At 71.0% G+C, this 12306-nt stretch carries 15 protein-coding genes and 1 tRNA gene; 10 read left to right on the top strand and 6 right to left on the bottom strand.

The window, feature by feature from the left end:
- Nucleotides 1-39: 39 nt before the first annotated feature.
- On the top strand, nt 40-1434 hold the full coding sequence (gene gltX, locus R9Z33_RS10315) for a glutamate--tRNA ligase (RefSeq protein WP_318651208.1): 1395 nt from the start codon (nt 40-42) through the stop codon (nt 1432-1434).
- A gap of 128 nt (nt 1435-1562) precedes the next feature.
- Nucleotides 1563-1838: a hypothetical protein gene (locus R9Z33_RS10310; RefSeq protein ID WP_318651207.1), complete on the top strand. Its 276-nt coding sequence runs from the start codon at nt 1563-1565 to the stop codon at nt 1836-1838.
- A gap of 81 nt (nt 1839-1919) precedes the next feature.
- Here the strand turns inward: R9Z33_RS10310 and R9Z33_RS10305 are convergent, their stop codons facing one another.
- Nucleotides 1920-2906, bottom strand: coding sequence for an MBL fold metallo-hydrolase (locus R9Z33_RS10305; protein WP_318651206.1), 987 nt, complete (start codon nt 2904-2906; stop codon nt 1920-1922).
- Between the two features lie 171 nt (nt 2907-3077).
- Here R9Z33_RS10305 and infA point away from each other — a divergent pair, with 171 nt between their 5' ends.
- From infA to R9Z33_RS10270, 7 genes are all read left to right on the top strand, one after another.
- The gene (gene infA, locus R9Z33_RS10300) at nt 3078-3296 is read left to right on the top strand and encodes a translation initiation factor IF-1 (protein ID WP_007003972.1); all 219 of its coding nucleotides are present in this window, start codon (nt 3078-3080) and stop codon (nt 3294-3296) included.
- A 13-nt stretch (nt 3297-3309) separates the two neighbouring features.
- Nucleotides 3310-3912 carry a Maf family protein gene (locus tag R9Z33_RS10295; protein WP_318651205.1) on the top strand — a complete coding sequence of 201 codons (603 nt, stop codon included), beginning with the start codon at nt 3310-3312 and terminating at the stop codon, nt 3910-3912.
- Nucleotides 3909-4994: a ribonuclease E/G gene (locus R9Z33_RS10290; protein ID WP_318651204.1), complete on the top strand. Its 1086-nt coding sequence runs from the start codon at nt 3909-3911 to the stop codon at nt 4992-4994. Before R9Z33_RS10295 ends, R9Z33_RS10290 begins: the two co-directional genes overlap by 4 nt.
- Nucleotides 4987-5163 carry a DNA gyrase inhibitor YacG gene (locus R9Z33_RS10285; RefSeq protein WP_318651203.1) on the top strand — a complete coding sequence of 59 codons (177 nt, stop codon included), beginning with the start codon at nt 4987-4989 and terminating at the stop codon, nt 5161-5163. The genes R9Z33_RS10290 and R9Z33_RS10285 overlap by 8 nt, the downstream gene beginning before the upstream one ends.
- 51 nt (nt 5164-5214) lie before the next feature.
- Nucleotides 5215-5290: transfer RNA gene (locus R9Z33_RS10280), tRNA-Phe, on the top strand.
- 52 nt (nt 5291-5342) lie between these two features.
- On the top strand, nt 5343-6134 hold the full coding sequence (locus R9Z33_RS10275; protein WP_318651202.1) for a transporter substrate-binding domain-containing protein: 792 nt from the start codon (nt 5343-5345) through the stop codon (nt 6132-6134).
- Between the two features lie 80 nt (nt 6135-6214).
- The gene (locus tag R9Z33_RS10270) at nt 6215-6790 is read left to right on the top strand and encodes a hypothetical protein (RefSeq protein WP_318651201.1); all 576 of its coding nucleotides are present in this window, start codon (nt 6215-6217) and stop codon (nt 6788-6790) included.
- 6 nt (nt 6791-6796) lie between these two features.
- On the opposite strand, the gene R9Z33_RS10265 is transcribed toward R9Z33_RS10270, so the two are convergent.
- The 5 genes from R9Z33_RS10265 to R9Z33_RS10245 form a co-directional block, all read right to left on the bottom strand.
- Complete coding sequence (locus R9Z33_RS10265; RefSeq protein WP_318651200.1) at nt 6797-8095, bottom strand: TRAP transporter large permease; 1299 nt, start codon at nt 8093-8095, stop codon at nt 6797-6799.
- Nucleotides 8096-8100: 5 nt separating this feature from the next.
- Entirely contained in the window at nt 8101-8640 is a 540-nt protein-coding gene (locus R9Z33_RS10260) for a TRAP transporter small permease (protein WP_318651199.1), read from the bottom strand.
- Complete coding sequence (locus R9Z33_RS10255; protein WP_318651198.1) at nt 8637-9614, bottom strand: TRAP transporter substrate-binding protein; 978 nt, start codon at nt 9612-9614, stop codon at nt 8637-8639. The genes R9Z33_RS10260 and R9Z33_RS10255 overlap by 4 nt, the downstream gene beginning before the upstream one ends.
- A 145-nt stretch (nt 9615-9759) precedes the next feature.
- Nucleotides 9760-10458 carry a GntR family transcriptional regulator gene (locus tag R9Z33_RS10250; protein ID WP_318651197.1) on the bottom strand — a complete coding sequence of 233 codons (699 nt, stop codon included), beginning with the start codon at nt 10456-10458 and terminating at the stop codon, nt 9760-9762.
- 93 nt (nt 10459-10551) lie between these two features.
- Nucleotides 10552-11178, bottom strand: a complete 627-nt coding sequence (locus tag R9Z33_RS10245; protein ID WP_318651196.1) for a histidine phosphatase family protein — start codon at nt 11176-11178, stop codon at nt 10552-10554.
- Between the two features lie 122 nt (nt 11179-11300).
- Between R9Z33_RS10245 and R9Z33_RS10240 the strand changes: the two genes are divergently transcribed.
- On the top strand, nt 11301-12266 hold the full coding sequence (locus R9Z33_RS10240) for a Bug family tripartite tricarboxylate transporter substrate binding protein (RefSeq protein ID WP_318651195.1): 966 nt from the start codon (nt 11301-11303) through the stop codon (nt 12264-12266).
- Nucleotides 12267-12306 lie beyond the last annotated feature (40 nt).

Below are 12306 nucleotides of genomic sequence, written 5' to 3'. Positions count from 1 at the left end.
ACCCCTCACCCGCCGTCCAGCGCCGTGATATGAAGGGGCATGACCGTTCGCACCCGCTTCGCCCCCTCGCCCACCGGCTACCTCCATATCGGGGGCGCCCGCACCGCGCTGTTCAACGCGCTCTTCGCCCGCCGGCATGGCGGCGCCTACCTGCTCCGCATCGAGGACACCGACCGCGCCCGCAGCACGCAGGAAGCGGTGGACCAGATCCTGGAATCGCTCGCCTGGCTCGGCCTCAGCCCGGATGAGCCGCCCGTTTTCCAATCGCAGCGCGAGGCGCGCCACGCCGAGGTGGCGCATGAACTCCTCGCCGCCGGAAAGGCCTACCGCGCCTATGAGACGCCGGAGGAGCTTGTCGCGATGCGCGAGCGCGCCATCGCCGAGAAGCGCCCGCCCCGCTACGACGGCACCTGGCGCGACCGCGAGCCCGGCCCCGCCGAGGCCGGCAAGCCCTTCGCCATCCGCCTCAAGGCGCCCCGCGAGGGCGAGACGGTGGTGGAGGATGAGGTGCAGGGCCGCGTCACCGTCGTGAACACCGAGCTGGATGACATGATCATCCTCCGCTCCGACGGCACGCCCACCTATCTGCACGCGGTCGTGGTGGATGACCACGACATGGGCATCACCCACGTCATCCGCGGCGATGACCACCTGACCAACACCTTCCGCCAATGCATGGTCTATGACGCGATGGGCTGGCACCGCCCGCGCTTCGGCCACATCCCGCTGATCCATGGCGCGGATGGCGCCAAGCTCAGCAAGCGGCACGGCGCCGTCTCCGTGCTCGACTTCCGCGACCAGGGGCTGCTGCCGGAGGCCGTGTGCAACTACCTGCTGCGCCTGGGCTGGGGCCATGGCGATGAGGAGATCATCCCCCGCGAGCGGGCCGAGAAGATCTTCGACCTCAAGGATGTCGGCCGCGCCGCCTCCCGCATGGACTACAAGAAGCTGGAGCATGTGAACGGCGTCTATCTGCGCCAGGCCGACCCGGCCGCCCTGCTGCCCGATGTGCTGCACCGGCTGCAGGCCCAGGGCGAGCTCTTCGGCACGGAGAAGATCGCGCGCCTCAAGCTGCTGCTGCCCGCCCTGCAGGAACGCGCGAAGAACCTCGCCGAGCTCGCGGCCTCCGCCGCCTTCGCGGTGACCGATGGCGCGCCCGAGGCGGATGCGAAATCCGCCGCGCTGTTGACGCAGGACGCCAAGGCGCGCCTCGCCGACCTCGCCGAATTCCTCTCGGCCGCGCCGTGGGAGCGGGCGGACCTGGAACACTGGCTGCGCGACTACGCCGATGTGAAGGGCGTGAAGCTGAAGGATGTGGCGCAGCCGCTGCGCGTCGCACTCACCGGCAGCACCATGTCGCCGCCGATTGACCTGACGCTGTTCGCGTTGGGGCGGGATGAGGCGCTCGCGCGCATCTTGAACGGGGCCAGCTAAGGGGCTCCGCCCCTTAAACTCCGGCAGGGAGCTTGCTCCCTGCACCCTGGCAAATTAGGAATTTTCTCTTCCTTACTGCCTTACCATCTTGCTATCTTTCCGGGGCCCTCAACGGAGCTTTCGGACAAATGGCCCACATCACCGTCAAGGTCACCTCGAAGAACCAGCTGACCCTGCCCAAGCGCATCATGGCCGAGCTGGACTACCCCAGCCACTTCAAGCTCAACGTGGTGAAAGGCGCGCTCTGGCTCTTCCCCGCCCGGCTGGTGTCGTTGGAGTTGCAGGCGAAGACCGCGGGAATCCCGCTCGATGTGCTCCGGCTGGCGCAGCGTCTGGTGGCGGAAGGCAAGGGTGTCGAACCCAACCCGGCCGAAGCGACGGCGCCGCCGCAACCGGGTGGGTAAAGCCGCATTGGTCGCATATTCCTAGGATAAAAGTCAATAACATTGGGGAGCCACGGGCTCCCCGGACCACTGCGGCACCTCTCACATTCCCGCCGTCAGCGTGAACAGCTTGCCCACCGCCGCCGGCACCACCTTGGGCCCCATCTCCCGCTCCAGCGCATTCACCGCCCGCCATCCCGTGCAATGCGCCGGAATCACCAGCGGCAGGTCGAACCCGCTGATGTCCGCCACCGTCTCGGGGATGATCTTCTCGTTCTCGCCCGAGAGGTGGAAGCCGCCCATCACCGCGAACAGCCGCTCGCCCGGAAAGGCGGCCCGGGCCGCGTGCAGCACATTCACCACCCCCGCATGCGAGCAGGCGGAAAACACCACGATCCCCTGCCCCGCGAGGCGCACGGCCAGGAAGCGCTCATCCATCAGCGCCTCATCCGCGACCCAGGGGCTGCCTTCCGCGTCGCGCACCACCTGGCCGGGGAGGCCGCGCTCATAGGGCGTCACGCGCGGGATCTCGGCGCTGACGTAGAAGAGGTCGTCCAGCAGCGTCCGCGCCTCGGCCGTCACCACGGGTTCCGCGCCCATTTCGGCCCATTGCGCGGGGCTCGGGATGTAGTCCATCGGCAGCACCCCGCCATCGCCCTGGCGCATGCCGCGCTCACGGAACATGCCGGGATGCAGGTAGAGCGGCACGCGGCGGCCGGGCGTCGCCGCCTGGATCATGGCGAAGGCCTGGGGCAGCCCGCCCGCATGGTCCCAATGGCCATGGCTCAGCATCACCGCCTCGATCGCGGCGAAATCCACGCCGAGGCGGGTGGCGTTGCGCTCGAAGGTCATGTCCACCGGCCCGCCGTCGAACAGCATGGTGCGCGGGCCGTTCGGGCCATGCGCCGTGACCAGCAGGGAAAGCCCATGGCTCGCGCAGCACAGCGCGCCGCCGGTGGTGCGCTTCATCCCCCGCCGCAGCAATTGCTGCGTCTCCCGCGTCACGAAGCGCGGCGTGCTGGAGAGCATGTCCAGCACATTGTCCACCAGGACCTGGATCTCGATCCGCTCGGCAGCCATCAGCGCCATGGCGTGTTCCTCCCTCTCTTTCCCGGAGCTTGGCCCCGGCCCGGCGCCTGCGTCCATCCCGCCAAAGCTTGACGTTGCCTCATTCCGGGCGCATTCACCGGGCCACCAGCGCCGGGGGTTGCCCGCGGCGCATGCGCATGCGCCCAGGCACGAACCCACCAAAGGATCCGAATGTCGAAAGAGGATATGATCGAGTTCAGCGGCCAGGTCGTTGAACTCCTGCCCAACGCGATGTTCCGCGTGAAGCTGGACAATGAGCACATGGTGCTCGCCCACACCTCGGGGAAGATGCGCAAGAACCGCATCCGCGTCCTCGCCGGGGACCGCGTGAATGTCGAGATGACGCCCTACGACCTGACCAAGGGCCGCATCACCTTCCGCTTCAAGTAAAGGCGTCCCCTCCGTGACCACCCCAGGCGAGCGGCCCCCGCTGGTCCTCGCCCCGCTGGTCCTCGCCTCGGCCAGCCCGCGCCGGATCGAGCTCCTGGCCCGGATCGGCATCGTGCCGGCCCGCGTAGCCCCCACCGACATCGATGAAACGCCCAGGCGCGCGGAATTGCCGCGGCAGCTGGCTCTTCGCCTCGCCTGCGCCAAGGCCGCGGCCGCCGATGCGCCCGGCGCCTTGATCCTCGCCGCCGACACGGTGGTGGGCGTGGGCCGCCGCATCCTGGGCAAGCCCGCCGATGCGGCCGAGGCGCGCCGCTTCCTCGAGCTCCTCTCGGGCCGGCGGCATCAGGTGCATACCGGCGTCGCCCTGCGCCACCCGGATGGGCGCATCACGCATCGCCTGGTGAGCACCATCCTTGCCTTCCAGCGCCTGACGGACCAACAGGTCACGGCCTATGTCGAGTCGGGCGAGTGGCAGGGCAAGGCGGGCGGCTATGCCATCCAGGGTGCGGCCGAGATGTTCGTCCGCTTCCTCTCGGGCAGCCACTCCAACGTCGTGGGCCTGCCCCTCTTCGAGACGGCGCAGCTCCTGCGGGGCTGCGGCTGGCTGAAGCCATGAAGCAGATCCGCCTCGCGCGCTCGCCGGGCGAGCGGCGGGTGGCGCTGCTGAGCGACGGCGAACTCATCGCCTACCGGCTGGAGCGCCCCGCGCGGCCCGATGGCGTGGGGGACATCCTGCGCGGGCGCATCGCGGCCGCCATGCCGGCGCTGGCCGGCGCCTTCGTGGCGCTGCCGCCCCCCTGGGCGCCGGGCGAAAGCGGCTTCCTGCCCGAGAGCGAATGCGAGGGCCGCAAGCTGCCGCCCGAGGGCACCATCCTGACGCTGCGCGTGACGCGCGCCGGCCAGGGCGGCAAGGGCCCGCGGCTTTCCGCCCGCACGCCGCAATCGCCCGGCGAGATGGGCCTGCTGGCCCGCGGCCCCGATGCCGCGCTGCGCTGGGCCGCCACCCACCCCGAGGCGCGAATCGTCACCGATGACCCGGCCGAGGCGGCGCGGCTGCGCGCCGCCCTCGGCGCCGGGCGCGTCCTGCTCCAGCCCGAGGCCTTCGACGAGGCGCTGGAGGAGGAGGTCGCGCGCCTGGCCGAGCTCGAATGGGCGCTGCCCGGCGGCGGGCGCCTCATCATCTCGCCCCTGCCCGCGCTCACCGCCGTGGATGTCGATTCCGGCGGCGCCGACCCGCGCGAGGTGAACCGCCTGGCCATCCCCGAATTCGCCCGCCAGCTTCGCCTGCGCGACCTCGCCGGCCCCATCCTGCTCGACCTCGCGGGGCTTTCGGTGAAGCAGCGCGCGGCGCTGGAGCCCGAATTGCGCAGCGCCTGCGGGCCGGACGGGCTGACGCAGGTGCTGGGCCTGGGCCCCCTCGGCCTGTTCGAATTGCGGCGCGCGCGCATCCATCCGCCGCTGCATGAGGTGCTGGCCGACCGTGCCCTCGCGCAGGGCCTGGCCCTGCTGCGCCAGGCCGCGCGCGAGTCGGCGGCCAACCCGGGCCAGCGCCTGGCCCTGGAAGCGCCGCCCGCGCTGCTCGCCGCGCTGGAATCCCTGCCGGGCGCGCTGGCCGAATTCACCGAGCGCGCGGGCCATGCCCTCACGCTGCGCCCCGCCCCCAGCCCCGGGATCGCCCCCTGGAATGCCGATGCCTGAGCCCCGCTGCCCGATCTGCCGCCGACCTGCCGCCCCGCGTGAGCCGGGCCGGCGTGGCGCCTTCCCCTTCTGCTCCGAGCGCTGCCGCCAGGTGGATCTCGGCCGCTGGCTGACCGAGAGCTACAGCGTCCCCGCCGTCGAGCCCGAGGACCAGGAAGAAGAGCGGTGACCCCGGCTGGACAGGCAGCGCCCGCTTCGCTATCACCCGCCCACCAAGCGCGCCCGGGTAGCTCAGTTGGTAGAGCATGCGACTGAAAATCGCAGTGTCGGTGGTTCGATTCCGCCCCCGGGCACCATTTGCCCTCCCAGCATGAAACACCGTCCGACTTTGGGAATGGGGGCTCGCGCATGATCCGTCGTCGCACCATCCTGGCGCTGCCCGCTCTCCTCGGCTTGCCCGCCCGCGCGCAGGACACGGTGGCCCTTGGCCGGCAGATCGCGCCGACGGGCACGCTGCGCGCCGTCATCAACCTCGGCAATCCGCTGCTGGCCCACCGCCGCCCGCGCGAGACCGAGGCGCATGGCGTGGGCCTCGACCTCGTCCGGGAGCTGGCCCGCCGCCTCGGCCTGCCGCTGGAGGTGATCACCGTCGCCTCGCCCGGGCGCAGCCTGGAGCTGCTGCGCGGCGAGGAGGGCGACATCGGCTTCTTCGCGGTGGATTCCACCCGCGGCCAGGGCGTGGACCTGACGCCGCCCTTCATCGAGGTGGAGGGCACCTTCCTGGTGCGGGAGCACTCGCCCATCACCACCAATGAGGAGGTGGACCAGCGCGGCATCCGCATCGCCGTCGGCTTCAACAGCGTCTACGACATCTACCTCCGCCGCGAGATCCGCGACGCGACGCTGGTCCGCGTCGCCACCTCGCCGCGCGTGGTGGAGGAATTCCTGCGCCAGAACATCGATGTCGCGGCCGGCGTGCGCCAGCAGCTCGAGGCCGATGCGGCGCGCTTCGGCGGCCTTCGCATGCTGCCCGGCCGCTTCCACGCGGTGCAATACGCGATGGGCCTCGCGGGCGGGCGCGATCCGGCCGCCCTCGCCTGGGTCATCGCCTTCATGGCCGAGATGACGCGCTCGGGCTTCCTCGCGGATTCCATGGCGCGGCACGGCATCCGGCTGGCCTCGGTGGTGGCGCCGGGCTGAGCCCGCCTTGCGCCAAATCATAACCTCCGGGGCTGGTGACGGGCGATATGGTCGCATTCCGAACACATGGAGGATCCGCGATGTCCGAAAGCATTCTCGCCAGCCGCCGCGCCGGGCTGGAGGAGGCCTTCTTCGCCCGCCACAATGAGGAGCTGCGCCAGCGCATGCTGCAGGCCGATGCGGAGAAGTTCCGCAAGGAGGCGCTGATGGCCGCCACCGGCATCGTGGATGACGCGGTGCTGGCGCGGCTGATGGCCCTGCAGATCGGCACCGGCACGCTCGCCGCCCTCACCCTCGTTCCCATGGTGCTGGTCGCCTGGGCGGATGGCGCCATCTCGGCCGAGGAGCACCGCGCCATCCTGGCCGGCGCGAAGGAGGCGGGGCTGCAGCAGGGTGGCCCGGCGCTGGAATTGCTGGAGGCCTGGCTGCACACCCGCCCGGCCCCGGCGCTCTTCCAGGCCTGGAAGGACTACGTCGCCGCCCTCACCCACACGCTGACGCCGGAGGAGCGTCGCTCGCTGGAATCGAGCGTGCTCGCCCAGGCGCACAAGGTGGCGTCGGCGACCGGCAGCTTCCTTGGCCTCACCTCGCCCATCTCGGACAGCGAGAACAAGGTGCTGCGGGAACTGGCGGCGAGCTTCCACCCGCCTGCCTGACGCGCCTCAGCCCCCATAGCCCAGCAGCAGCCTGGGCAGGGTGAGGGAGACGGCCGGCCAGTAGGTGGTGAGCGCCAGCGCCACCAGGATGGCGCCCCAGAAGGGCCAGATGGTCCGCATCACCTCCTCGATGCGGATCTGCCCGATGGCGCAGCCGACGAAGAGCACCGCCCCCACGGGCGGTGTGGTGAGCCCGAGGCCGAGATTCATCATCATCACCATGCCGAACTGCACGGGGTCCATCCCGATGGCGACGACCACGGGCAGGAAGATCGGCGTGGTGATGAGGATCAGCGCCGCCATGTCCATCACGCAGCCCATCAGCAGCAGGCAGAGATTGATCAGCAGCAGGATGACGATGGGATTGCCGCTGATGGCGAGCATGCCGTCGGTCAGCAATTCCGGCAGCCGGTACATGGCCAGCAGCCAGGCGAAGGCGGTCGCCGTGCCCACCAGCAGGAAGACCACCGCCGTGGTCCGCACGCTGGTGCGGACGGCGAGGACGAAGCTCCCCCAGGGCAGCGCGCGATAGACCAGCAGCGTGACCAGCAGCGCCCAGATGGTGCCGAAGGCGGCACTCTCGGTCACGGTGAAGACGCCCGAGAGCACGCCGCCCAGGATGATCACGGCCGTCAGCAGGCCGGGCAGCGCGTCCACGAAGGCCCAGAGCAGGTGGCGGAAGCCCTTCCAGCCCTCGGCCGGATAGCCGCGCCGCACCGCCATCACATAGGCCGCCAACGCCAGCAGCAGGCACATCATGAGGCCGGGCACGATGCCCGCGATGAACAGCGCCGAGACCGAAATCCCACCGCCGGCCGCCAGCGAATAGAGGATCATGTTGTGGCTGGGCGGGATCAGGATGCCCGCGATGCTGCTCGTCACCGTCAGCGAGACGGCATAGTCCGTGCCGTAGCCCTTGGCCTTCATGGCCGGGATCAGGATGGTGCCGGTGGCCGAGGTGTCCGCCACCGCCGAGCCCGAGATGCCGCCGAAGAGCATGGAGGTGGAGACATCCACCATGCCAAGCCCGCCGCGCATCCAGCCCACCCCGGCCGAGGCGAGAGCGACCAGCCGGCGCGCGATGCCGCCATGCAGCATGATCTCGCCCGCGAAGATGAAGAAGGGGATCGCGAGCAGCGAGAAGATGCTCATCCCGCTCGCCATCTGCTGGAAGGCGACGGCGGGGTTCAGCCCCTCCCAGAGGAAGCCCGCGACCGCCGCGATGCCGAGGCAGAAGGCCACCGGCACGCCCGCCATGAGGCAGAGCGCGAAGACGCCGAAGATCAGGAAAAGGCCCGGTTCCACGCGCGCTACTCCAGGAAGGCGGCGGCGACGCCGCGCTGCTCGGGCGCCTCGGGCGAGAAGATGTCCAGCAGCACCTGCTCGATCGCGAAGAGCACCATCAGGAGGCCGCCCGCCACCATCGGCGCATAGGTCCAGCCCTGGCTGATGCCCAGCAGCGGAATCCTGAAGGGCCCCACCATCTCGACCAGCTCCCACGACCACCAGGCCATGCCCGCGCCGAAGGCGCCCATCAGCACGTCACAGCCCAGCGCCACCCAGCGCTGCGTGGCCCGCGGCAGCGCCTCGCGCACGCCCAGCACCGAGAGGTGGAAGCGCTCGCGCACGCCGACCGCCGCGACGGGCATGGCGATGGAGAGGATGGCCAGCGTCGCCACGCGCTCGATCCAGGTCGGCGTGTCGTTCAGCACGTAGCGGCCGAAGACGAGCCAGCCCATCATGCCCACCAGCACCACCAGCGCCACGCCGGCCAGCGCGACCGTCACCCAGGACAGCGCGCCCAGCGCCCGCGAGAAGATCGCGAGCGCGGGCGGGACCGGCCGGCTCACCGCATCTCGCGGATGCTGCGGACCAGGCCGGCCAGCGCCGGCGTCGCCGCGTATTTGGCGTAGACCGGCTCCATCAGCGCGGCCCAGGGGCTGCGGTCATTGATCTCGATGACCGTGACCCCCGCCGCCACCACGCGCTGGCGGCTCACCATCTCCCGCTCGGCCCAGAGGCGGCGCTGCAGGGCGGCGGATTCGCGGGCGGCCTCGCGCATCATGTTGCGCTCGGCCTCGTTCATCCGCTGCCAGCGCTGGCGGGAGACGGCCAGAACCTCCGGCACGTTGGAATGCTCGGTGGTGGTGAAGAAGCGCGCCACCTCGAAATGGCGCGTGCTTTCATAGCTCGGCCAGTTGTTCTCGGCGCCGTCGATCACGCCCGATTGCAGGCTGGTGAAGACCTCGCCGAAGGGCAGCGGCGTCGGGTTGGCGCCGAGCCCGCGCATCAGGTCGATCCAAAGGTCGGAGGTCTGCACGCGGATCTTCATGCCGCGCAGGTCGGCGGGCGTCCGCACGGGCCGCGTGGTGTAGAGGCTGCGCGCCCCCGCGTCATACCAGGCGAGCGCGATGATGCCGATCGCCTCCAGCTCCCGCGCGATCGCCTCGCCCGCGACACCATCAATGGCGCGCTGCATGTGGCCCACGTCGCGGAACAGGAAGGGCAGCGTGACGACGTTGGTGGACGCCGCCAGGTTGTTGAAGGGCGAGAGGTTGAAATTGCCGAAGTCGATGGTGCCGAGGCGCATCTGCTGGATCGCCTCGTCCTGCTGGCCGAGCTGCGCGGAATGGAAGGTCCGCATGCGGATGCGGTTGTTGCTGCGCTCGCCCACCATGCGGGTGAAGGCATCCATGGCCTGGCCGTTCGGGTAGTCGGCCGCATGGATGTTCCAGCCGCGCCATTCCTGCGCGGCGGCAGGCAGGGCGGGCAGCGCGGCGAGGGCGAGCATCGCGCAGGCGGTGAGAATGCGTCGGGCGGACATGGACTTCTCCTCGGGGCCGGGTGCTGGCGCACCTCTCGTGACGCCACAGCGGATGGGGACCGGAACGGCCGGGCACCAACTGCAATAGCAGTTGCAAGCTTGACCCAGTCGGAGGCCGCGCGTCAACGCGAGTCTTCGGCCCGCCTCAGCGCGGCTTCCTGTCCCCCGCCGGCAGCACGCCGTTGGTCACCAGCGAGCGCAGGACATGCCCGCGCATCCGCGCCTCGGCCAGGGCGGGGTCGCGCCGCTTGAAGGCGGCGACGATCGCCTTGTGCTCGGCCAGCGATTTCGGCAGGTCGCGCGGCGTGCTGCCCACCGCGCGGTGCCGCCCCGCATGGTCATAGGCGCGCAACGAGGTGAGCGAGCGCGTCAGGAAGGCATTGCCCGCCGCCGCGTGGATCAGCGCGTGGAATTCCTCATTCGCCGCATCCAGCGCGGCGCTGTCCCGCGCCTCGGTCCCCGCCTCCATGCGGCGCAGCAGCGCGGCGAGTGCGGCAAGGCCCGCCGCGTCCAGCCGTTCGGCCGCCAGCGCGGCGGCGACACCCTCCAGCGCCGCGCGGATGCGGCCCAGCTCGGCCAATTGCCCGGGCCCGACCTCGGCCACCACCGTCCCGCTGCGCGGCAGGGTGACCACCAGGCCCTCGCGCTCCAGCCGGCGCAGCGCCTCGCGCACGGGCTGGGCGGACATGCCGAAGCGCGCCGCCAGCCCGCGCTCGGAAATCTTGCTGCCGGCCGGCAGGGCGCCGCGGATGATGGCATCCCGCAATTGCCGGAAGGCCTGCTCGCCGAGCGAGAGCGTCTCATCCTCGGCCAGTTGCGTGGTGAAGGGGGAGGACGCCGCCATGCGCCACCCATAATGCGCGCGGGCGCGGCGCGGAAGCGGAAGGCGCGGCGTGCCGCGCCCCAGCCCTCGCGGACGGCCCCCGGGGGGCCTGGTTCAGACCCGCGCCAGCGCGATCAGCTGCTCGGCGCGGAAGAAGCCCAGGAACTCCCAGTCGCCCCCGCGCGGGCGGAAGACGCCCGCGGCGCCCTCCGGGAATTCCTGCTGCGCCAGGCCCCGGCCCAGGATCATGCCCAGCGGCACGATATGGCCGACCATCACGCGGTTGCCGCCCGCCACCGGCTGCGCGAGGCGGCGCGAGACGGCGCGCGCATCGTCGCTCGCGCTGCCCGGCGTGTAGTCATCGGCGATCAGGTCCCGCTCCACGCGCACGCGGGCTCGGCCGAAGGCCAGCTCCGCCGTGTCCTGCGCGCGGAAGACCTCGCTCGTCAGCACCTCCTGCACCGGGATCTCCAGCACGCGGAAGGCCTGGCCCAGCCGCGTCGCCTGCTGGCGCCCGGCCTCGCTCAGGTTGCGCTGGCCCGCGCGGTCGCCGCGCCGGCCGGTGTCCACCTGGCTGCGGTCGGTGATGGCGTGGCGGACATAGAGGTTGAGCCCGCCCGCCCGCAGCAGCGGCAGCAGCGCGTCATCCGGGATGAAGGCGAAGCCCTGCACGCGCGCGCGGCTGGGGATGGCCAGGGCGGCGGAGATCGGTGCGGCGGCGAACAGGGCGCGGCGATGCATGAAAAGGCCTCCTTCTCCGGATCGGCCGCGATTAGCCGGGCGCCGCCAGCCGGGCAAGCGGTTCCAGTGGACCAGCGGGCCCCGGCTTTGCCATGCTGTCCCCAACCAGAACAGGAAACGCCATGCTCACGCGCCGCTCGGCCCTCGCCCTGCCCCTCGCCACCAGCCTCGCCGCGCCCGCCCTGGCGCAGCAGGGCTTCCCCAATCGCCCGATCCGCCTCGTCATCCCCTGGCTGCCGGGTGGCTCGGCGGATACGCATCTGCGCGTGCTGGCCGAGCTCGCCGGCCGCAACCTCGGCCAATCCGTCATCGTCGAGAACCGGCCCGGCGCCTCGGGCACGCTCGGCCCCGCCATGATCGCGCAGGAGCCGCGCGGCGATGGCCACCTGATCGGCCAGATGCCGGTGACCATCTTCCGCATCCCGGCGATGTCCCGCCGCCCGACCTTCGACCCGATGACGGACTTCACCTGGGTGATCCACCTCACCGGCTATGTCTTCGGCGTGGTGGTGCGCTCCGACAGCCGCTACCGGACCTGGGAGGAGTTCCTGGACTACGCGAAGGCAAATCCCGGCAAGGTCAGCTACGGCACGCCCGGCGTCGGTTCCTCGCTGCACATCACCATGGAGCGCATCGCGGCCGAGCGCGGCATCGAGTTCCTGCACGTGCCCTTCCGCGGCGGCGCGGACACGACGCAGGCGCTGCTGCAGGGCTCGGTCGAATGCGTGGCGGACAGCACGGGCTGGGCGCCCATGGTGCAGGAGGGGCGCTTCCGCCTCCTCATCGTCTGGAGTGCCGAGCGCGCCAAGCGCTTCCCCCAGGTCCGCACCCTGCGCGAAGTCGGAATCGACATCGTCTCCGACAGCCCCTTCGGCCTGGCCGGCCCCAAGGGCATGGACCCGGGCGTGGTCCGCGCGCTGCATGACGCGATCAAGCCCGCCCTTTTCGACCCGCAGCATGTGGCGACGCTGGAGCGCTTCGACATGCCCGTGCGCTACATGGACCCCGAGGCCTATGCGGATTTCGCAAGGCGGCTCAACGCGGAAGAAAGCGCGGCGGTGCGCCGCCTGGGCTTGCGGATGGACTGAACGGGGGCGATAGACGGGCGCAAGAACAGCCGAGGAAAGC

This window comes from Sediminicoccus rosea (genome assembly GCF_033547095.1).
GTDB lineage: Bacteria > Pseudomonadota > Alphaproteobacteria > Acetobacterales > Acetobacteraceae > Roseococcus > Roseococcus rosea.
This window is presented reverse-complemented; position numbering and strand designations above follow the sequence as displayed.